This is a genomic window from Bradyrhizobium sp. USDA 4451 (genome assembly GCF_054822585.1).
In genome coordinates, this window is sequence record NZ_JBTRCH010000001.1 from 6,166,398 (window position 1) to 6,185,908 (window position 19,511).

General features: G+C 64.7%; 19 protein-coding genes. 9 read left to right on the forward strand and 10 right to left on the reverse strand.

The window, feature by feature from the left end; translation table 11 throughout:
* Positions 1–3: 3 nt before the first annotated feature.
* Entirely contained in the window at positions 4–288 is a 285-nt protein-coding gene (locus ACVMB0_RS28550) for a ribbon-helix-helix domain-containing protein (RefSeq protein ID WP_456754433.1), read from the reverse strand.
* 299 nt (positions 289–587) lie between these two features.
* On the opposite strand from ACVMB0_RS28550, the gene ACVMB0_RS28555 reads away from it, so the two are divergent.
* From ACVMB0_RS28555 to ACVMB0_RS28570, 4 genes are all read left to right on the forward strand, one after another.
* A complete protein-coding gene (locus ACVMB0_RS28555) occupies positions 588–2,867 on the forward strand; it encodes a TonB-dependent siderophore receptor (protein ID WP_461348380.1) in 2,280 nt (759 codons plus the stop codon).
* Positions 2,868–3,248: 381 nt separating this feature from the next.
* The gene (plsY, locus tag ACVMB0_RS28560; RefSeq protein ID WP_461348381.1) at positions 3,249–3,926 is read left to right on the forward strand and encodes a glycerol-3-phosphate 1-O-acyltransferase PlsY; all 678 of its coding nucleotides are present in this window, start codon (positions 3,249–3,251) and stop codon (positions 3,924–3,926) included.
* A gap of 124 nt (positions 3,927–4,050) precedes the next feature.
* Positions 4,051–4,284, forward strand: coding sequence for a hypothetical protein (locus ACVMB0_RS28565; RefSeq protein WP_456754430.1), 234 nt, complete (start codon positions 4,051–4,053; stop codon positions 4,282–4,284).
* A 26-nt stretch (positions 4,285–4,310) separates the two neighbouring features.
* A complete protein-coding gene (locus ACVMB0_RS28570; protein ID WP_456754429.1) occupies positions 4,311–4,700 on the forward strand; it encodes a PRC-barrel domain-containing protein in 390 nt (129 codons plus the stop codon).
* Between the two features lie 245 nt (positions 4,701–4,945).
* Here the strand turns inward: ACVMB0_RS28570 and ACVMB0_RS28575 are convergent, their stop codons facing one another.
* The 4 genes from ACVMB0_RS28575 to ACVMB0_RS28590 all read right to left on the reverse strand — a co-directional run bounded on the left by ACVMB0_RS28575 (position 4,946) and on the right by ACVMB0_RS28590 (position 7,407).
* A complete protein-coding gene (locus tag ACVMB0_RS28575) occupies positions 4,946–5,167 on the reverse strand; it encodes a hypothetical protein (protein WP_456754428.1) in 222 nt (73 codons plus the stop codon).
* Positions 5,168–5,187: 20 nt separating this feature from the next.
* Positions 5,188–5,418, reverse strand: coding sequence for a hypothetical protein (locus ACVMB0_RS28580; protein WP_050627401.1), 231 nt, complete (start codon positions 5,416–5,418; stop codon positions 5,188–5,190).
* Positions 5,419–5,749: 331 nt separating this feature from the next.
* Positions 5,750–6,268, reverse strand: a complete 519-nt coding sequence (ldtR, locus tag ACVMB0_RS28585) for a transcriptional regulator LdtR (RefSeq protein ID WP_024583358.1) — start codon at positions 6,266–6,268, stop codon at positions 5,750–5,752.
* A 677-nt stretch (positions 6,269–6,945) separates the two neighbouring features.
* A complete protein-coding gene (locus ACVMB0_RS28590; protein ID WP_016845013.1) occupies positions 6,946–7,407 on the reverse strand; it encodes a DUF6163 family protein in 462 nt (153 codons plus the stop codon).
* A gap of 213 nt (positions 7,408–7,620) precedes the next feature.
* On the opposite strand from ACVMB0_RS28590, the gene hemB reads away from it, so the two are divergent.
* The 3 genes from hemB to ACVMB0_RS28605 all read left to right on the forward strand — a co-directional run bounded on the left by hemB (position 7,621) and on the right by ACVMB0_RS28605 (position 10,342).
* A complete protein-coding gene (gene hemB, locus ACVMB0_RS28595; protein WP_456754427.1) occupies positions 7,621–8,685 on the forward strand; it encodes a porphobilinogen synthase in 1,065 nt (354 codons plus the stop codon).
* A 221-nt stretch (positions 8,686–8,906) separates the two neighbouring features.
* Positions 8,907–9,479: an RDD family protein gene (locus ACVMB0_RS28600; RefSeq protein WP_461348382.1), complete on the forward strand. Its 573-nt coding sequence runs from the start codon at positions 8,907–8,909 to the stop codon at positions 9,477–9,479.
* Positions 9,480–9,565: 86 nt separating this feature from the next.
* On the forward strand, positions 9,566–10,342 hold the full coding sequence (locus ACVMB0_RS28605) for an arginyltransferase (protein WP_456754425.1): 777 nt from the start codon (positions 9,566–9,568) through the stop codon (positions 10,340–10,342).
* 77 nt (positions 10,343–10,419) lie between these two features.
* Here ACVMB0_RS28605 and ACVMB0_RS28610 read toward each other — a convergent pair whose 3' ends face one another.
* Complete coding sequence (locus ACVMB0_RS28610; RefSeq protein ID WP_461348383.1) at positions 10,420–11,790, reverse strand: Nramp family divalent metal transporter; 1,371 nt, start codon at positions 11,788–11,790, stop codon at positions 10,420–10,422.
* A gap of 370 nt (positions 11,791–12,160) precedes the next feature.
* Here ACVMB0_RS28610 and ACVMB0_RS28615 point away from each other — a divergent pair, with 370 nt between their 5' ends.
* Entirely contained in the window at positions 12,161–13,405 is a 1,245-nt protein-coding gene (locus tag ACVMB0_RS28615; protein ID WP_461348384.1) for an MFS transporter, read from the forward strand.
* Between the two features lie 114 nt (positions 13,406–13,519).
* Here ACVMB0_RS28615 and ACVMB0_RS28620 read toward each other — a convergent pair whose 3' ends face one another.
* Positions 13,520–14,773, reverse strand: coding sequence for an adenylate/guanylate cyclase domain-containing protein (locus tag ACVMB0_RS28620; RefSeq protein ID WP_461348385.1), 1,254 nt, complete (start codon positions 14,771–14,773; stop codon positions 13,520–13,522).
* Positions 14,774–14,946: 173 nt separating this feature from the next.
* Here ACVMB0_RS28620 and ACVMB0_RS28625 point away from each other — a divergent pair, with 173 nt between their 5' ends.
* Complete coding sequence (locus tag ACVMB0_RS28625) at positions 14,947–15,138, forward strand: hypothetical protein (protein ID WP_461348386.1); 192 nt, start codon at positions 14,947–14,949, stop codon at positions 15,136–15,138.
* A 20-nt stretch (positions 15,139–15,158) separates the two neighbouring features.
* On the opposite strand, the gene ACVMB0_RS28630 is transcribed toward ACVMB0_RS28625, so the two are convergent.
* From ACVMB0_RS28630 to parC, 3 genes are all read right to left on the reverse strand, one after another.
* A complete protein-coding gene (locus tag ACVMB0_RS28630) occupies positions 15,159–15,962 on the reverse strand; it encodes an N-acyl homoserine lactonase family protein (protein WP_461349723.1) in 804 nt (267 codons plus the stop codon).
* Between the two features lie 147 nt (positions 15,963–16,109).
* Positions 16,110–17,072, reverse strand: coding sequence for a cation diffusion facilitator family transporter (locus ACVMB0_RS28635; protein ID WP_461348387.1), 963 nt, complete (start codon positions 17,070–17,072; stop codon positions 16,110–16,112).
* Positions 17,073–17,241: 169 nt separating this feature from the next.
* Positions 17,242–19,497 (reverse strand): DNA topoisomerase IV subunit A, encoded by a 2,256-nt coding sequence (gene parC / locus ACVMB0_RS28640; RefSeq protein ID WP_461348388.1) that lies wholly within the window; start codon positions 19,495–19,497, stop codon positions 17,242–17,244.
* Positions 19,498–19,511: the final 14 nt, after the last annotated feature.

Consider the following 19,511-nt stretch of genomic DNA (forward strand, 5'->3'; position numbering starts at 1 on the left):
CTCCTACGCTTTCTTCGCCGACCTGCGTGACAGTCTCGCCCGGGCTTCCTTGCGCAACGCCTTCGTGTCGAGCACGCCCGCCATCCCACTTGCCACGCCTTCGTCCCACAGCTGCCGCAGCCGTCTGACGTCTCCCTGGCGGAGTTCCCGCTTCAGCTGCCAGTCTCGGACAGCCTCCCGTACGATCTCACTCGTGGTCGCATATTCCCCGGCATCGACGGCGGCCCTGAGCGCAGCAGCCTGCTCGCCGGTCAGCGCCACGCTGAGCTTCTCAACATTGCTTGCCATCCGCACACCTCCGTGGAGTAAGAATTACTACTTTATCCTACCATTGCCAAGCGTCGCCCCCCTCTCACAAGGCACGGACCTGCGCGATCAGAGAGGCGCTCATACCGATTTGAATCGTTCAAGACTGGATCGATTCAAAGCTCTCTCGCAACACGTGCAATTGCGCTTCGTACTCCGTTGTCTCGCGGTCACACACGCGAGCTTAGCGCACAGCTTCGAGAGCTTCTAACTGCGCGCAGGCTGTCAACGAACATCAGCGTGATAACGACGCCGAAGAAAATTCTCTTCGGGGGCGTTGAATGACGGACGGATGGATTCGGCCGCAGCGGTTGGCTGCTTCGGCCTTGGTGGTGTTCTCGGTTGCGAGTGCGGACGATGTGTTCGCGCAGACGCAACTGCCGTCTGTGACGATCGACGCGCCGCAGCAGCGGCAAGCGGCGCGCTCGCAGCAGCCTTCGCAACGGACCACGCGCGCACGCAGCGCCGCACGCCGCGCGACAAGCGCTCCGGTGAGCGCACAGCCACAGGCCGCGCAGCAGGCCGCAGGCTCAGGCGGTGGGCACGAGCGCGCCAACGGCCCGGTCACCGGCTACCTGGCGCGGCAGAGCTCGAGCGGCACCAAGACCAGCACGCCGATCATCGAGACGCCGCAATCGGTGAGCGTGATCAGCGCCGAGCAGATTCGCGACCAGAAGGTCGTCAGCAAGTTCGACGAGGTGCTGCGCTACACGCCGGGCGTGATCGGCGGCACCTACGGCGCCGATTTTCGCAACGACTGGTTCATGATCCGCGGCTTTCCGGCACAGAACGAGTCGCTGTTCCTCGACGGATTGCAGCTGTTCTACACCTCCTATGCGAGCTGGAAGCTGCAGCCCTTCAACCTCGAGCGCGTCGAGGTGCTACGCGGCCCGTCCGGCATCCTGTATGGCGGCTCGGCGCCCGGCGGCCTCGTCAATGCGGTGAGCAAGCTGCCGTCCGCCGAGCCGATTCGCTACATCGAGACCGGCATCAACAATTTCGGCAACGCCTACACCCAGTTCGACATCGGCGGCGCGATGGCGCAGCCGGCGGGCGGCCAGGTGCAGTATCGCCTGGTCGGCCAGGCCCAGGGCGGCGGCACCCAGACCGACTATGTCTACGACAACAACTTCTTCTTCGCTCCGTCGGTGACCTGGCGGCCGGATGCCGACACCAGCCTCACGGTGTTCGGCATGGCCTCGCACGCCAACACCCGCGCGCTGAACTTCCTGCCCTATGAAGGCACCGTCACCAACGCGCCGTTCGGCAAGATTCCGACCAGCCTGTTCGTCGGCGATCCCGGCGTCGACCAGTTCCGCCGCGATCAGGAGATGGTCGGCTATCAGTTCCAGAAGAGCATCACCGACAACGTCGACTTCCGGCAGAACGCGCGCATGGCGCATGTCGATGTCTACTATGCCGGCCTCTACGGGCTCGGCTACGCGACGACGCCGGCGGCCGCCGACATCAGCCGCGGCAATTTCTACACCCGCGGCATCGCCACCCAGCTCAACCTCGACAATCAGGTCGAATACCGCTTCGCCACCGGCGCGCTGCAACACACTGCGCTGGTCGGCGTCGATCTGAAATATTACGGGATCGACGACCGCCAGGGCTTTGGCATGGGCACCAACCTCAACGTGCTCAATCCGGTCTACGGCAACAATCTGCCCTACAGCGGAGCGCTGTATCAGGACGCCTATCTGACCCAGGGCATGGCCGGGCTCTATCTGCAGGATCAGGTCAAGCTCGACCGCCTGACGGTCGTGCTGTCCGGACGCCAGGACTGGGTCGATCTCACCAACAACAACCGGATCGGCGCCGATCAGAGCCGCCAGGACAGCAAGTTCTCCGGCCGCGTCGGCGCGATCTACAATTTCGACGTTGGCGTTGCGCCCTACGTGTCCTACATGACCGGCTACAATCCTGTTGTCGGCACCAATGCCGCCGGCCAATTGCTGCTGCCGGAGACCTCCGAGCAGACCGAGATCGGCGTCAAGTACGAGCCGGTCGGGCTCAACGCGCGGTTCGGCGTCGCGCTGTTCGACCTGAAGCGCAAGAACGCGCTGACGACAGACCCGAACAACCCCTTATTCCAGACCCAGAACGGCGAGGTCACCTCGCGCGGCGTCGAGCTCGAGGCGGTCGCCAACATCACGCGCGATTTCAAGCTGGTGGCGAGCTACACCAATTACGAACTGTTCGTCAGCAAGGACCTCAATCCCGCGCTGATCGGCACCGTGCCGACCAACACGCCGCGCGAGCTCGCCTCGGTCTGGACCGACTACACCTTCCGCGATGGTCCGCTTGCGGGCTTCGGCCTCGGCGGCGGCGTGCGCTATGTCGGCTCGTCCTTTGCCGACACGGCGAATACCGCGCGCGTTCCGGGCGTCGTGCTCGGCGACTTTGCTTTGCACTACGAATGGGACAACCACTGGCGCGCGGCGCTCAATGTGGTGAACGTCACGGACAAGATCTACGTCGCGAGCTGCGCGACCATCAGTTCCTGCTACTACGGCGATCGCCGCCGCATCACGGCAAGCCTCGGCTACAAATGGTGAGCATGCCGCGAGGCATTCTGTTCACAAACATTGCGACAGCGAGAGGCGGCGTTCGACCGCCTCTTTTTTTGACCGTCGTCAGGGTGGTGTCAGCATGTCGCGCTAGGTTTCGCGCCGCGGTGATATTTGCCGCGCCCAGACTGGCCCGCTCCGAAATGCGAGCCCCGGAGCGGGCCTTTTACGTCGCCAAGGCGTTTCCCGAGGCGGCCGGGACGATTCTTCCTCAGCGTGCCGGCCGCCGCGGCCGTTCGTGATGGCCGTCGGGCCTTTTGCACCACATCGAGACCGCAACCCCGCATCAACAGCCCCTGCCCGTTCCCGGCACGGCCGCGATGGACATCGAACGATGATTACCCGACATTGCCGCGTTGAGGGCAAGCGATGATGTTCTGGATTGCAGGTCTGGTTGGATTGGCAGGCGCGTATCTGCTCGGTTCGATTCCCGTGGGCTATCTGGCCGGAAAATGGCTGCGGGGCATCGACATCAGGGAGCACGGTTCCAGATCCACGGGAGCAACGAACGTGTTGCGGACCCTGGGCAAGTGGCCAGCGTTGGTCGTCCTCCTGCTGGATGTGCTGAAAGGCGCGGCTGCGATTGCATTTGCCCGCTGGTTCTATCCGTGGCTGTCCACATGGCCATCGGTCACGCCACCGACGGCGCTTGATCTCCCTATCGTGGTGCCCTGGGCGGTCTGCCTGGCCGGCCTCGCCGTGTTGCTGGGACACGGCCGTTCGATCTGGTTGAATTTCAGCGGCGGCAAATCCGCGGCCACCGGACTCGGCGTACTACTGGCGATCTCGTGGCCCGTAGGCTTGGGTGCCGCGATCGCCTTTGGCGTCGTGGTGGCGCTCTCCCGGATTGTCTCGCTCGCCTCAATGCTGGCGGCGCTCACCGCGGTGGCGCTGGTCTGCGGCCTGGAGCAATCATTGCCCTATCGGCTCCTGGTCATTGCGGGCAGCCTCTACGTCATCATGCGCCATCGCGCCAACATTCAACGGCTGCTGGCCGGGACAGAGCCACGTCTCGGACAGCCGTCGAATGCGACATCGCAAAGCTAGCGCCGAGTCCGCGAACGAATCCTCATTGGCCACAACGGCGAGCAGAGGCCGCAGATTCTAGGAACCTTTGCCAATTTTTCCCGTTCCATCTCCGCCGATTGATACGGCTATTGGAGGAGACAACATGAACTTTAAGACCATTGTCGCGGCATCCTTGCTTGCCGCTTTCGTCGCGCCGGCCTTTGCCGCGGACGAATACTACGTCGTGCAGGACGTCAAGACGAAGAAATGCACGATCGTCGACCAGAAGCCGGTCGACACGACGACCACCGTCGTCAGCCCGTCAGGCACCGTTTACAAGACTCGCTCCGAGGCCGAGGCCGGCATGAAGACCGTCAAGGTCTGCAGCTCCAACTAATCGGCGCTCAGCCAAGGAGTTCTCTGATGAAGAAATTTGCCATCGGCTGCATCCTGGCCGCAACGCTCGCGACCGCCGCGCATGCGGCGACCACCATGTCTTCCGCCCCGACGGAGAGCTGGACCATCACCAACTACTACAAGCAGAACGTCTACGACCCGAAGGAATCCAAGATCGGGACGATTGACGACGTGCTTGTCGACAAGACCGGCAAGGTGACCGGCCTCGTCGTTGGCGTCGGCGGCTTTCTCGGTGCCGGCGAGAAGGATGTGATCGTGCCATACACGGCGATCAAATCTCAGAAGAAAGACGACAAGTGGTGGCTCACTCTCGATGAAACCAAGGACAGCCTGAAGGCTGCGCCGGGCTTCAAGTATGATCGGGCCAGCACGACCTGGAAGCCGGACAACAAGTAAGCACTAAAGTCCCGTCTGCTCCTGGTGTGCAGACGGGACGCGCTGCTGCGCGGACCGGAGGAGACTGCGCACACGCTGTGGGTTGTTGAATTCCGATCTCGCCTACGTTTCGACGTCTGAGCGATCTGCGCCGCTCCGCTCGCGCGCTACTGCTTCCGGAATACGGGATCACCCGCATACATACGCGGGTGATGACACCGAGCGGGCTGCTTGACAGGCGAACCGGCAACAGGGAGCGAGAGCCCCTACAGCCCCGTATATCCGGCCTTCACATGATCGGTGCTGCCGTCGAGCTGCCGGAGATAGGTCAGTCCGCACACGGTCAGCCGATGCGGATCGCGCTCGCCGGCGTCGAACAGCGTTTGCACGTACTCCGTCACCTTCGCCCGCGCCTCGTCGCTGGCAGCGGACGTGCGGTTGAGCAGCAGATCATACGTCTGCATGATCCGATCGATAGCGGCTTCCATTGAAGTCTCCGGGTTGACGCTCAGGCGACCACCAACGTCTCGGCCTCGAATTTCGCGATCGCCTTGTTGGCGAGGCGGAGCCGGTTCAGTTCACCGCGCTGGAACAGCTTGACGATGATGCCGAGCAAACGCTCGTTGGTGGCGAAAGTGTCGGGAATGGCGCCGGATTTGCGCAGATAGTTGGAGGCGATCGCGTAGGCGTCACCGACGACCTCGACGTTCAGCACCTCGATCCCGCGCTCGACAAGCATATCCGGCCTCTCCATCAGAGCGTTCGCAAGCGAAGTGGGTACCACTTCGCATGAAGAAAACGCGTCCAAAGCATCCAACGTGACGAGCTCCGATCGGATCACGTCACGTCGGGAAACGAGATAAAGCGCAGGGAATGTCTTGGTTCCTCACCGGGCCCCTTTTATTTTCGCAACTGCAGCATGAACCAGGCGCAGCATGAAAAACGCATCGGCCGGGCATGACCGATGCGTTGACTGCAGCAAGGCTGGACTGGAGCAAGGCTGGACTGAAGCAAGGCTGCCGGTCTTCTCACACGGCCGGCTTGGCCATCAGGCGAACAACAGGAAAGGCTCAGAGGCGATACAGGATCTGGTCAGTCCAGAACCGCTCGAGGCGGTGCAGCGACTTGTTGAGGCTCGCGAACTCCTCGTTCGAGATGCCGCCGACCTGCTCCACCGTCTTGACGTGCTTCTGATAGAGCGCGTCGACGATCTTGCGCACTTCCTGGCCCTGCGGGGTCAGGCGGATGCGGACCGAGCGGCGATCAACGCGCGAGCGCTGATGATCGAGGAAGCCGAGCTCGACGAGCTTCTTCAGATTGTAGGAGACGTTGGAGCCGAGATAGTAGCCGCGGGTGCGCAGCTCGCCGGCGGTCAGCTCCTTGTCGCCGATATTGTACAGCAGCAGCGCCTGCACCGAGTTGATATCGGCGCGGCCGCGACGATCGAATTCGTCCTTGATGACGTCGAGGAGCCGGCGATGCAGCCGCTCCACCAAAGTCAGGGCTTCGAGATAGAGCGGCTGCACCGGAGCTTGGCCGGCAGCGCGATCGGCGGCATCCGCCGCCGTTGTCGCAACGGCTTTCATCATGACACTTCCCCTGTTTGTCGTTTTTATCGACTTTATTCGACGAAACTTGTGTCCCGCCTGATAGGTCCAACGTAAGGGGGCCGTTTGAATATCCGCTTAAATAAGAGAATAAAGAGATCATGAATTTAAGACAGTGAATCGTGGATTAAGCCCATGGATCAAGGGCTTTTCGCAACTTTTCATTGACGGTGGCAGCCCCCTGTTCACGCTTCGTCTGCCTGCCCTGTCACATTCGGAAACAGCATCGTTCGAATTCGAAACGGCGGCGTAAGGTGTGTGAGGGAACCCTTTACGGTGACCGATCGGTTACCGGAAAATTCTTTGAAAATTTTATCGGGATGCATCGGAGCGGACGCGTGCGATGCGCAGGCGGTCATCATTCGTTGCCGCGGCCAGATCGGTTCCGCCGTCAGCCCGCGCAAAGCCGGCCGGCACACGCGCCGAGATCCGGTGAAATGGGTCCCGACGGCAGGTCCCGCAGAGACGCCTTGGGAATGGGGCGCCTCGAAAGGGTGCGATCTGTCGGCAGACACCTAGCAGAACCAGCTGACCTGTCTTCTCGTTGGGCGCACGGCTGCCAAAAATCGCCAGCCGCCGCCGGGTATCCGCAGCGCTGTCGCAGCCAGGCAACAGTGGATCGGTCCAGCGCTGCACGCGGACCTTATCGATGATGGTATCTATGGCGGGCGTTCGCGCGCCGACATCCAGGCCAGCGCCAGATAGGCCGCGAGCATCAAGGCCTCGAGCCCGACCACGGTGAGGCTGCCGCCATAGATGCCGGGAAACATCAGCTCGATGACCGCCATCGACACCACGGTGGTCAGCCAGACCACAGCGCCCCACGGGGTCGCGAGCCAGAGCCCGACCGCGGCGACGAGCTCGATGACGGCGAAATAGATCGTGGCGGTCTGCCAGGCCATCGACTGGTTCTCGAAGGCCTCCTCCTCGCCGCCGACGAAGCCGGTCACCTGGGCCCAGTGGTAGAGGCCCTTGGCGACCGAGACCACCGCCATGATGCGCAGGAAGATGACGAGACGCCGCGTCCAGGCATTGTCATCCGGCTCGATCCGGTCGGACGAGATCGCGCTGACCGAGATGGCGTTGTCGCGCGCCTGATCGCGTGCAGAGGTGTCAGACATCCGAATCGCCGAACAACGGCTGCAAAATGGGGTTCATGGCGCAGTCTTGGCCCGCCGGGGACGCAAAATCAATTGCCGTTGCGGCAATTCAAGGGCGCCCGGGATGCAATGGCGGCGCCATGACGGCGCCCCTGCGAGGTGCTAGAACGCGACTTATATCAGGTCCAGACCAGTATCAGGTCCAGACAAGGCTGCCGTCGAGGAGAAGACAACATGGCGATCAAATTCGGGCGCCCGATCGAATTGCGCGACACGCCGCGGCGCCAGACCGATGCCCTCGCCTCGCCCTCGCTCGACCTCACGATCCGGATGCGCCGCAACCGCAAGACCGAATGGGCCCGCCGCCTGGTGCGCGAGAACGTGCTGACCACCGACGACCTGATCTGGCCGATGTTCGTGGTCGACGGCCACAACGCCCGCACCCCGGTGGCCTCGATGCCCGGCGTGGAGCGGCTTACCGTCGACCAGATCGTGCGCGACGCCGAGCGCGCCGCCAGGCTCGACATCCCCTGCATCGCGCTGTTTCCCTTCACCGAGCCGTCGCTGCGCGACGAGCAAGGCTCGGAGGCGCTCAACCCCGACAACCTGGTCTGCCAGGCGGTACGCGCGATCAAGCAGGAATTTCCTGATATCGGCGTGCTCTGCGACGTCGCGCTCGATCCCTTCACCAGCCACGGCCATGACGGGCTGATCGAAGGCGGCAAGATCCTCAACGACGAGACCGTTGCGGTGCTGGTCAAGCAGGCGCTGACCCAGGCCGAAGCCGGCTGCGACGTGATCGCGCCGTCCGACATGATGGACGGCCGGATCGGCGCGATCCGCGCCGCGCTCGACGACAACGGTTTCGGCGACGTGCAGATCATGTCCTATGCGGCGAAATACGCCTCCGCCTTCTACGGCCCGTTCCGCGACGCGATCGGCTCGGCCAAGACGCTGACCGGCGACAAGCGCACCTATCAGATGGACAGCGCCAATTCCGACGAGGCGCTGCGCGAGGTCGAGCTCGACATCGCCGAAGGCGCCGACATGGTGATGGTGAAGCCTGGCATGCCCTATCTCGACATCGTCCGCCGCGTGAAGGACAATTTCGCGATGCCGACCTTCGTCTATCAGGTGTCCGGCGAATACGCGATGATCGCAGGCGCCGCCGCCAATGGCTGGATCGACGGCGAGCGCGCGATGATGGAGAGCCTGGTCGGCTTCAAGCGCGCCGGCGCCGACGGCATCCTGACCTATTTCGCGCCGCAGGCCGCCGCGAAGATCCGGGCGGAACGCTGACAATTCCTTCGCCGTCATTGCGAGCGAAGCGAAGCAATCGATGCCGCCGCGAGCTGAGAAATGGATTGCTTCGCTTCGCTCGCAATGACGGCGCGGGGTAAGAACCGCTCAATTCAGCCGCCGAATCGCCGGATTATTTCGGCTAGTTAATGTTCGCGTGGACTTGGCAGGCGGGCCTCCTGATCCCATGTCCTGCGCGGGAGTTTCCTCGGAGGTTGGTCATGTCTTACGGCAGTGACGGTAGCACTCGGCGCAGCGAGGCTTGGCGTAGCGAGGCCTGGCGCAACGACGGCGGCGTGCCTCCGCATGCGTTCGATCCGTCGATAGAGCCGGATCTGTTCCGCGGCGTGCTGACGCGGCGCGTGTTCGCGTTCCTGATCGACCTCTTCGTGCTGTCGGTGCCGGTAATCCTGGCCGTGATCTTCATTGCGGTGTTCGGCCTCGTCACGCTCGGCCTCGGCTGGGCGCTGTTCTGGCTGGTGTCGCCGGCCTCGATCGTCTGGGCCATCGTCTATTACGGTGCCTCGATCGGCGGCCAGCATTCGGCCACGATCGGCATGCGCATGATGGATCTGGAACTGCGCACCTGGTACGGCGCCCGCGGCTATTTCGTGCTCGGCGCCACCCATGCGGTGCTGTTCTGGGTGACGATCTCGTTCCTGTCGCCGCTGGTGCTGCTGGTCGGCCTGCTCAACGGCCGCCGCCGGCTGCTGCACGACATCATCCTCGGAACCGTTGTTATCAACAGTTCGGTCCGGACCCAGGTCAGTCCGGCCGCGCGGGCCTCCTATTAGGGCCACCTAAACCAATTGACCGTTAGCCTCCGGGGGGCGATGCTAACGCGGCTGCCTTTACTGTTTGTGGAGCCCGACGATCTGACGTGACCCAGCACTCGCGTGATACCCCGCAGTTTTACCTGACGGCGCCCTCGCCCTGCCCGTATCTCCCGGGCCGCCACGAGCGGAAGGTTTTCACGCACCTGGTCGGCGACAAAGCGGGCGATCTCAACGACTTGCTGACCCATGGCGGCTTCCGCCGCAGCCAGTCGATCGCCTATCGCCCGGCCTGCGACCAGTGCCGGGCCTGCGTCTCGGTCCGCGTCGTCGCCAACGAATTCCGCCCCTCCCGCAACTTCCGCAAGGTTCTGGCCCGCAACGCCGACATCATCGGCGAGCAGCGCACCGCGGTGCCGACCTCGGAGCAATATTCGGTGTTCCGGGCCTATCTCGACCGCCGCCACCGCAACGGCGGCATGGCCGACATGACGGTGCTGGACTACGCGATGATGGTCGAGGACAGCCATGTCGAGACCCGGATCATCGAATACCGCAAGCGCAACGCCGACAGCGCCATCACCGGCCGCGGCGACGAGCTGATGGCGGTGGCGCTGACCGACGTGCTCAGCGACGGGCTGTCGATGGTCTATTCGTTCTTCGAGCCGGGGCTTGAGGCGCGTTCGCTCGGCACCTTCATGATCCTCGACCATATCGCCCGCGCCCGCCGGCAGGGCCTTCCTTACGTCTATCTCGGCTACTGGATCGAGGGCTCCAAGAAGATGGACTACAAGGGCCGCTTCCTGCCGCAGCAGCGGCTCGCGCCGTCGGGCTGGCTGCGCGTCGACGCGACCGGAGAGGTGCCTGCGGAGCCGCAGGACTGAACGGGCGAATAGCGACTGGCCAATAGCGAATAGCCGTTGGCCCTCTATTCGCTACTCCCTATTCGCTATTCGCCTGCTCACCCGAAGATCGTATCGAACAACAGCTTCACGTTCAGGATCACGATCAGCCCGGCGATGATCCACGCCACGGCCGCGACCGGCGCTGAGATCGCAAGCTTGCCCATCTTGCGCTTGTCAGACACGAAGCGCACCAGCGGGATCACCGCGAACGGCAGCTGCATCGACAGCACGACCTGGCTGAACACCAGGAGCTGCGCGGTGCCGCTCTCGCCATAGAGCGCGGCGACCACGATGACCGGGACGATCGCGATGCCGCGGGTCACCAGCCGTTGCAGCCAGTCCGGCAGCTTGAGGTCGAGAAAACCCTGCATCACGATCTGGCCGGCCAAGGTCGCGGTCACCGTCGAGTTGAGGCCGGAGGCGAGCAGCGCCACCGCAAACAGCGTCGAGGCGATGCCGAGCCCGAGCAGCGGCGACAGCAACTCGAACGCCTGATCGATCTCGGCGACATCGGAATGGCCGCTCTTGTGGAAGGTCGCGGCCGCCAGCACCAGGATCGCGGCGTTGACGAACAGCGCCAGCATCAGCGCGATGGTGGAATCGGTGGTCGCCCATTTGATCGCATCGCGCCGCCCCTCGTCGGTGCGCGGATAGGCGCGGGTCTGCACGATCGAGGAGTGCAGATAGAGGTTATGCGGCATCACGGTCGCGCCGATGATGCCGATCGCGATGTAGAGCATCTCCGGATTGGTGACGATCTCGCGCGACGGCATGAAGCCGCCGAGCACACCGGCGATCGGCGGCGCCGCGGCGGCGATCTGGACTACGAAGCAGACCGCGATCACGATCAACAGCGCGATCACGAAGGCCTCGAGGAAGCGGAAGCCGCGGTTCATCAGCAGCAGCAGCAGGAACGCATCGAGCGCGGCGAGCAGCGCGCCGCCGATCAGGGGAATGCCGAACAACAGCTTCAGCGCGATCGCGGTGCCGATCACCTCGGCCAGATCGCAGGCGATGATCGCGGCCTCGCAGGCGAGCCAGAGCAAGAGATTCACCGGCCGCGAATAGGTCGCGCGACAGGCCTGCGCGAGGTCGCGGTCGGTGGCGATGCCGAGCCGCGCCGACAGCGCCTGCAGCAGGATCGCCATCAAATTGGAGAGCAGGATGACCGACAGCAGCGTGTAACCGAACTTCGATCCGCCGGCGAGGTCGGTCGCCCAATTGCCGGGGTCCATGTAGCCGACCGAGACCAGATAGCCCGGTCCTGCGAAGGCCAGCAGCCGGCGCCACCACACGCCTGTGCTCGGCACCCGAACGGTCGCGTTCACCTCGGGAAGGCTGCGCGCATGGCCGGCGTCATTGCGCCAGCCGCCCGGCCCGGCGCTGGGAGCGGAAACGGAAGGCATTTCAGGGGTCCTGGCATCCATCGCGTCAGGATGGCCGATCTCTCCCGTTATTGCAACTCATTTGCAACTGCATCTAGGCTCACGAAGCCGCGACCCGGCCCCCGCCTATCGGCATCGAAAGCCCGCCGCCTTCCGAACCCCAGTGCGAAGCGGTCGCTGGCAGCGCCTTGCCGAACGGATCGCTCGCTCCGAAACGTCGCGCGCGGACACCACCGAGCGCGTGCGAGCGTCGCGCGGATACGAACGACAGGCACGATGCATGTCCGACCCAATTCTGCGCGCGACAACATCCGAATCGCGAGGACGCAGAACGATTGTCGGGAAACGGGTGGGATCGGACGTCGTCCAACCACACACTATGGCCAGATCGAATTTGCCCAGGGATTCTGCCATGTCCGCCGATACGCCGCCTCGCCTGCCAAGCACCTTCAATCGCCTCGCCTGGTCCAACCTCGCCGCGCAATCTGCCGAGCAGATCGCGCTTGCCGCCGCGCCGATCGTCGCCGTGCTGGTGCTCGGCGTCGGCGAAGGCCAGACCGGCCTGTTGCAGACCGCGCTGACGCTGCCCTTCATCCTGTTTGCGATTCCGGCCGGCCTGTTGGCCGACCGTGTGTCGCGGCGCTGGGTGATGGCGGGCTCCGAGGCGCTGCGTGCGGCGGCGCTGGCCGCGATCCTGCTGTTGCTGTGGCTCGGCCTGATGACCTTGCCGCTGCTTGCCGTGCTCGGTTTCATCGCCGTCTGCGGCACGGTCGCCTACAGCGTCGCGGCGCCGGCGCTGGTCCCGTCGCTGGTGACGGCGCAGCAGCTGCCGGCCGCCAATGCCCGCATCGAGCTCGCACGCACCGTCGCCTTCGCCAGCGGTCCCGCGCTCGGCGGCGTGCTGGTCGGCTGGGTCGGCGCCGCGCCCGCCTTCGGCTTCGCCGCGGCACTGTCGGCCATCGCGGTCGTTCTGCTCGCCGGCCTCTACGAGCCGGCGCGGCAGCCCGCCCCGCGGCGTCATCCGATGCAGGACATCAAGGAAGGCGCTGATTTCGTGATGCACCACGCGCTGCTGCGGCCGGTGTTCATCACCCAGTTCATCTTCAACACCGCGTCATTCCTGCTGCTCGCCGTGTTCGTGCCCTATGCGGTGCGCCATCTCGGGCTCAGCGCCACCGGCGTCGGCACCACGCTTGCGATGTACGGCGTCGGCATGGTGGTCGGCGCGCTGTTCGCGACCCGGGTGATGAAGCGGCTGGCATTCGGCACCGTGATCGGGCTCGGCCCGGTCACCGGCCTGGTCGCTTCGCTGGTGATGGCGCTGACCACCTGGATCGCGACGCCGCTGCTCGCCGGCCTCGGCTTCTTCCTGCTCGGCGTCGGCCCGATCCTCTGGGTGATCTCGACCACCACGCTGCGGCAATCGGTGACGCCGCCCTCGCTGCTCGGCCGCGTCTCGGCGATCAACATCATGAGCTACGGCGCCCGCCCGCTCGGCTCCGCGCTCGGCGCCGTCGTCGGTGGCCTCTACGGTGCCGAAGCCTGCCTCTACCTCGCGGCCGCGATCTTCGCCGCCCAGGCGCTGGTGATCCTGCTGTCGCCCGCAGTGTCGCTGACGCGGCAGCCCGACATGGTCGGAGAGCCGGCACGGTGTTGAACAGCCCCTGCCCCCGCGTCATTGCGAGGAGCGAAGCGACGAAGCAATCCATTGCTCCACAAGCGGAGATGTGGATTGCTTCGCTTCGCTCGCAATGACGGGAAACGAGTCCGGCTAGCTCGCCAGGTACCGCTCATACTTGCCGCCGACCACCTCGTCGGCTGCAACGGCCGGATCCAGCGTGTAGAGATCCTGCGCGTGGCTGATGCCGCGCAGCACGAAGCGGCCGGTGGAGACCAGGTAGTTGCGGCCGGCGGCGTCGAGCCCGGTGCGGAAATCGCTCGAGGTCAGCAACTCCCGGTCGACCGAGGCGCACATCGAGGCGATCCGGCTGACCTCGTTGACGGCGGGCCCGACCACGGTGAAATCCAGCCGGTCCTCGCTGCCGATATTGCCGTAAAACACCTGGCCGACGTGGAGCCCGACATAGGCTGTCGTGGTCGGACGTCCCTCGTTCTCGCGGCGATCGTTCAGCACGCGGATGTTGTGGCGGAATCTGTGCTCGGCCCGCAGCGCTGCGCGCTTGGCGCTCGCCAGGTTCTCGCTGGTGAACATCGCCAGCACGCCGTCGCCGATCAGCTTCAGCACCTCGCCGCCGGCGTCATGGATCGCGTCGATCGAGGCCTGCGCGTAGTCGTTGAGGAACGGGATGATCTCGTCGGGCCCGATGCGCTCGCTGATCGCGGTCGAGCCGCGCACGTCGGAGTACCACAGCACAGCCTTGATCTTCTCCGTGATGCCGCGCTGCATGCGCCCGCGCAGCACCTGCTCCGCCGTCTCGCGTCCGAGATAGACCCGGCCGAGCGTGCGGGCGATCTCGACCTGAGCAGCCGACTTGATCGCGAGTCCGAGCACCGGCACCAGATCGCGCAGCGCCGCCATGTGATCGTCGCTGAACCCGTCCGAATGGCGCGTGGTGTAGTAGGAATAGAAGCAGTCCATCTCGCCGATCGTGCCGGCCTCGCCGAAGCGATGCACGAAGGCGGCGAAATGCTTGTGGCCCTTCTCGGCCAGTTCGCCGATCATCGAGAAATCATGACTCTCGGCGAGATCGATCACCATCTCGTCGTGGCCGTTTTCGAGCATGTGATGGAACGCCGACCGCCGCCAGGTCTGGCTGGCCTCGCCGCTGCTGGTCGAGCCGTATTCGAAGATGTCGGCCTCGTTGCTCTCGCCATCGTTCCAGCGGAAGCCGCGCCCCTCGAAGATCGGATGCAGGGTGTCGATGAAGACGATCGCCCGCGACAGCGGCATGCCGGCCGCCCGGCAGCGCTCGCAGAAGCCGCGCAACAGGTCGTTTTCCGGCAGGCCGGTGAGGCCCTGGCGGACCAGCCAATTCATCAGGCGCAAGCGGGGCGTCAGTTCCATCAGTGGATTATGCCGGGCAATCGGTGCGGGAGGAAGGCTGGTCGTCGCGTGACAGATGCGAACGCCCATGCGGCATTGCAAGGCCGCCTCGCCTCGCCATTTCACGGGGAACAGCGTCGCAAAAAGCCGCCGATTCGGCTTTCCTTTGCCCCGCTCTTCGCGCACAAGGGCACATGGACAACGACCGCGACGAGCCCAATCCGATCCGACGCCTCGTGCAATGGGCGACCACCCCGCCGCAATCCTATGGCGTCTATTTGGCCGGCATCATCCTGGTGTACGCCCTGTCGTTCTACGCCGGCACGATGAAGCCGAAGCAAGTCCCCGCCCCGCCGGTGAACGCCCCATCCGCTCCGCACAGCTGATCGGGCGGTAACTAGACCGCTCAGTCATAGAACTCCGGCGACAGCTTCAGCCCGTCGCGCTGCGCCTTGTCGTGGTTGATCCAGAGCTGCGCTTTCTCTTTCGTGAGCGTGTCGGCGATCTTCTGCATCGAGGCCAGCGTCTGCTCCTTGCTGGCATTCAGGCTCGGCACCCGTCGATTGTCCCAATTATCCCTGAAGTGAACCGCATCGCCGGTCAGCACGACCGCGCCGGTGTGCGGCAGCTTGACCAGCAGCGACTGGTGGCCGGGCGTGTGGCCCGGCGTCGACAGGATGGTGACGCTGCCGTCACCGAACACATCGCGGTCGCCCTCGAGCCTGGTGACGGGATGCTCGGGCTTGAAGCGCGGCGCATTGTTGGCGCCGGGCCATTCATACTCGGCCTCCTGCACATACAGCATCGCGGCCGGAAACATTTCGACATTGCCGATGTGATCGGGATGGGTGTGCGAGACCGCCATCGCCTTGATGTCCGACGGCTTGACCCCGAGCTGGTCGAGCTGCGCGGCGAGCGTCTTCGGCCGCCGCCAGGTGACGGCCTTGGGATCGGCGGGCGCAAGGCCGTTCGGCATCGCCGCGACCGCGTCGGGAATGCCGGTGTCCCACAGGAACCAGCCCTGCGCGTGCTTGATCAAGTAGCAATTGTCGACGAAGTCCATCGACTTGCCTTCGTTCACGCCGGGCGACCAGCGCGAAATGTCGCCGGCAACGCCTTCACCGCAGTTGAGGATGTAGAGCCGCTCGACGCCGGATTTTTCCGGCTGGGCGTCTGCGTGCGGCACAGCGCCCACTGCCCAGAGCAACATCGCAAGACCGATTGCCTTCTTCACGTCGCCCTCCGCTGATCGCGCCGGTTGTCTGCATGCGCGGCCGCAATGTGCCGCCTCGTCGGCGGCCGTGGAAGACGCGGAGATGGGCCGGTCGATCAATTGAATGCGAGTGGATGGTGACGGCTAGACCATTTCCGCCGGTGCCAGCCGGCAGGTCTCGCTGCTGATCTCGACCTGCAACGTCGCGTGGTGAATGCTGAACCGCTCCGACAGCTCGGCGCAGACGCGATGCAGGAAGACGTCATCGTGGCCGCCGGGCCGCACCAGGTGCGCGGTCAGCGCGGTCTCGCTGGTGCTCATCGCCCAGATGTGCAGGTCGTGCACCTCGGTGACGCCCTCGAGCGCGGCGAGATAGTCCCGCACCCGCTTGAGATCGATCCCCCTCGGCACCGCGTCGAGCGCGAGATTGACGCTGTCGCGGGCAAGCTCCCAGCCGCTCAGCAGCACGACGGCGGCGATCACCAGGCTGATCGCCGGATCGAGCCACTGCCAGCCGGTCGCCATGATCAAGAGCGCGGCGACCACGACGCCGAACGAGACGCCGGCATCCGCCGCCATGTGCAGATAGGCGCCGCGGACGTTGAGGTCGCTGTCGCGGCCGCGCATGAACAGCAGCGCGGTGCCGCCATTGATCAGGATGCCGAGCGCCGCGACCCAGACCACGGTCCAGCTCGCGACCTCCGCCGGCTCGCGGAAGCGGTTGATCGCCTCGACCGCGATGCCGCCGACCGCGATCAAGAGCAGCCCGGCATTGAACAGCGCCGCCAGGATCGAGGCGCGGCGATAGCCATAGGTGTGGGTGTCGGTCGGACGCCGGCCGGCGAGCCACGCCCCGGCCCAGGCCAAGAGCAGCGCGATGACGTCGGAGAGATTGTGGACGGCATCCGAGACCAGCGCCAGCGAGTTGGCCGAGTAGCCGAAGATCAGCTCCGCAATGACGAAGGCGGTGTTGAGCGACGCGCCGATCGCGAACGCCGTGCCGAAGCTGTCGGGCGCGTGGCTGTGCCCGGCGTGAGAGTGCCCGGCATGGGAATGGTCGTGAGAATGACCGCTGTGGTCGTGGTCGTGACTGTGATTGTGCGCCATGGCAACCGTCGCCCGAGATCGTCGGCGACGGTTATAGCGCGGTGAAATGTGGATACTATCACACCGCGGCAGGGCCGTAGCCCGGATGGAGCGCAGCGCAATCCGGGATCATTGCCACGTGTGACAGCGGCCCCGGATTTCGCTTCGCTCCATCCGGGCTACCAAGCGTTTACTCCACGCCGCGATTGAACTTGTTCGACTTCGGCAGGCCATGGGCAAGCCGGCCGGCATCGGCGCGGTTGCCGCGCCAGTCGGCCAGTTCCTTCATGGTCATGCTGTGCTCGCGGCCGGCGGAGTCCTTCCAGGTCAGGCCGGTCTTGGAGTCGAACACCGCGACGTCGGACAGCGAGGCGCTGGTGTATTTCTGCAAGCGCACGCCGCGGCCGCGCGCCATCTCCGGCACCTGGTCGAGACCGAACAGCACCATTTTGTGGTTGGTGCCGATCACCGCGACGGTGTCGCCGTTGACGGTCGTGATCGCGCGGGCCTCGTTCGGCATGTCGACATTGAGCACCTGCTTGCCCTTGCGGGTGTTGCCGACGCAGTCCTCTTCCTTGACGACGAAGCCCTGGCCCTCGCTGCTCGCGATCAGGAACTTGCGCTCACCCTTGTTGACGAACAGCGAGATGATCGCGGCGTCCTGCTCGAGGTCGATGAACATACGGATCGGCTCGCCATGGCCGCGGCCGCCCGGCAGCTTGGCCACGTCGAGCGAGTAGAACTTGCCGTTGGTGGCGAACAGCAGCAGCTTCGAGGTGGTCTCGGCGAAGAACGAGTGCTCGAGCTTGTCGTCGGTCTTGAAGGCGAGCCCCGAGAGGTCCTCGACATGGCCCTTCAGCGTCCGCACCCAGCCCTTCTCCGAGATCACGACGGTGCACGGCTCGCGCTCGACGAGAGCTTCCTCGATCGCCGCGAGATCGTGCTCAGGCGCATCGGCGAAGGTGGTGCGGCGCTTGCCGAGCGGCGTCTTCGGTCCGAAGATGTCGCGGACCTTGCGCACCTGATCGCCGACCTTGACCCACTGCTCGGGCTCGGAGGCGAGCAGGCCCTCGATCCCCTTCAGCTCCTTCCGCAACTCTTTGTCCTCGGTGCGGATCTCCATCTCCTCCAGGCGGCGCAAATTGCGCAGGCGCATGTTGAGGATGGCTTCGGCCTGGATCTCCGACAGCTTGAAGGTCTTGATCAGGACCGGCTTCGGCTCGTCCTCGGTGCGGATGATCTTGATTACCTTGTCGAGGTTCAGATAGGCGACGAGATGGCCGCCCAGGATTTCGAGCCGGTGCTCGATCTGGCCCTTGCGGAAGTTGGAGCGGCGGACCAGCACGTCGCGCAGATGGTCGAGCCATTCGCGCAGGCACTCGGCCAAGCCAACCACCTTCGGGATGCGGCCCTTGATCAGCACGTTCAGGTTCAGCGAGATCTTGCTTTCCAGCTCGGTCAGCCGGAACAGCGACTCCATCATCAGCGCCGGATCGACGGTGCGCGATTTCGGCTCGAGCACGATCCGGACATCTTCGGCCGACTCGTCGCGGATGTCGGCGACCAGCGGCAGCTTCTTCTCATTGATGAGCTCGGCGACCTTCTCGACGATCCGCGACTTCTGCACCAGCCACGGGATCTCGGTGACGATGACCACCCAGCTGCCGCGGGCGCCCTCTTCCACGCTCCAGCGCGAACGGGTGCGGAACGAGCCGCGCCCCGTGGTGTAGGCCTCGATGATCGATTCCTTGGAATCGACCACGATGCCGCCGGTCGGGAAGTCCGGACCTTTGACCCATTTCAAAAGCGCCTTCGACTTGGCGTCGGGCTTCTCGATCAGGTGCAGCGCGGCGTCGCAGAGCTCGGCCGCGTTGTGCGGCGGGATCGAGGTCGCCATGCCGACCGCAATGCCCTGCGCGCCGTTGGCGAGCAGGTTCGGGAAGCCGCCCGGCAGCACCACCGGCTCTTTCGACTGGCCGTCGTAGTTGAGGCGGAATTCAACGCCGTCCTCGTCGATGCCGTCGAGCAGCAGCCGCGCGACCTCGGTCATGCGGGCTTCGGTGTAGCGGTAGGCGGCCGGATTATCGCCGTCGATGTTGCCGAAATTGCCCTGGCCGTCGACCAGCGGGTAGCGCGAGGAGAAATCCTGCGCCAGCCGCACCATGGCGTCGTAGATCGCCTGGTCGCCGTGCGGATGGAACGAGCCCATCACGTCGCCGACGATCTTGGCCGACTTCTTGAATGCGGCGCGCGGGTCGAGCCCGAGCAGGTCCATGCCGTAAAGGATGCGCCGGTGCACCGGCTTCAGCCCGTCGCGGGCGTCCGGCAGCGCGCGATGCATGATGGTCGAGAGCGCATAGGCGAGATAGCGCTCCTCGAGCGCATCACGCAGCGGCACCTCGTGAATTTCGGCCGGCTTTTCCGGCGGTATCTGTCGTTTTCCCATGGGGAGGCGTTAAA

What these genes read in the sequence shown, in the direction of transcription:
- ACVMB0_RS28590 (WP_016845013.1), bottom strand. Translation starts at nt 7,407, where the DNA reads ATGTCTGACACCTCTGCACGCGATCAGGCGCGCGACAACGCCATCTCG.
- ACVMB0_RS28610 (WP_461348383.1), bottom strand. Translation starts at nt 11,790, where the DNA reads ATGGATGCCAGGACCCCTGAAATGCCTTCCGTTTCCGCTCCCAGCGCC.
- ACVMB0_RS28570 (WP_456754429.1), top strand. Translation starts at nt 4,311, where the DNA reads ATGAAGAAATTTGCCATCGGCTGCATCCTGGCCGCAACGCTCGCGACC.
- ldtR (WP_024583358.1), bottom strand. Translation starts at nt 6,268, where the DNA reads ATGATGAAAGCCGTTGCGACAACGGCGGCGGATGCCGCCGATCGCGCT.
- ACVMB0_RS28630 (WP_461349723.1), bottom strand. Translation starts at nt 15,962, where the DNA reads ATGTTGCTCTGGGCAGTGGGCGCTGTGCCGCACGCAGACGCCCAGCCG.
- ACVMB0_RS28615 (WP_461348384.1), top strand. Translation starts at nt 12,161, where the DNA reads ATGTCCGCCGATACGCCGCCTCGCCTGCCAAGCACCTTCAATCGCCTC.
- parC (WP_461348388.1), bottom strand. Translation starts at nt 19,497, where the DNA reads ATGGGAAAACGACAGATACCGCCGGAAAAGCCGGCCGAAATTCACGAG.
- ACVMB0_RS28565 (WP_456754430.1), top strand. Translation starts at nt 4,051, where the DNA reads ATGAACTTTAAGACCATTGTCGCGGCATCCTTGCTTGCCGCTTTCGTC.
- ACVMB0_RS28620 (WP_461348385.1), bottom strand. Translation starts at nt 14,773, where the DNA reads ATGGAACTGACGCCCCGCTTGCGCCTGATGAATTGGCTGGTCCGCCAG.
- ACVMB0_RS28575 (WP_456754428.1), bottom strand. Translation starts at nt 5,167, where the DNA reads ATGGAAGCCGCTATCGATCGGATCATGCAGACGTATGATCTGCTGCTC.
- ACVMB0_RS28635 (WP_461348387.1), bottom strand. Translation starts at nt 17,072, where the DNA reads ATGGCGCACAATCACAGTCACGACCACGACCACAGCGGTCATTCTCAC.
- plsY (WP_461348381.1), top strand. Translation starts at nt 3,249, where the DNA reads ATGATGTTCTGGATTGCAGGTCTGGTTGGATTGGCAGGCGCGTATCTG.
- hemB (WP_456754427.1), top strand. Translation starts at nt 7,621, where the DNA reads ATGGCGATCAAATTCGGGCGCCCGATCGAATTGCGCGACACGCCGCGG.
- ACVMB0_RS28600 (WP_461348382.1), top strand. Translation starts at nt 8,907, where the DNA reads ATGTCTTACGGCAGTGACGGTAGCACTCGGCGCAGCGAGGCTTGGCGT.
- ACVMB0_RS28625 (WP_461348386.1), top strand. Translation starts at nt 14,947, where the DNA reads ATGGACAACGACCGCGACGAGCCCAATCCGATCCGACGCCTCGTGCAA.
- ACVMB0_RS28580 (WP_050627401.1), bottom strand. Translation starts at nt 5,418, where the DNA reads ATGCTTGTCGAGCGCGGGATCGAGGTGCTGAACGTCGAGGTCGTCGGT.
- ACVMB0_RS28555 (WP_461348380.1), top strand. Translation starts at nt 588, where the DNA reads ATGACGGACGGATGGATTCGGCCGCAGCGGTTGGCTGCTTCGGCCTTG.
- ACVMB0_RS28550 (WP_456754433.1), bottom strand. Translation starts at nt 288, where the DNA reads ATGGCAAGCAATGTTGAGAAGCTCAGCGTGGCGCTGACCGGCGAGCAG.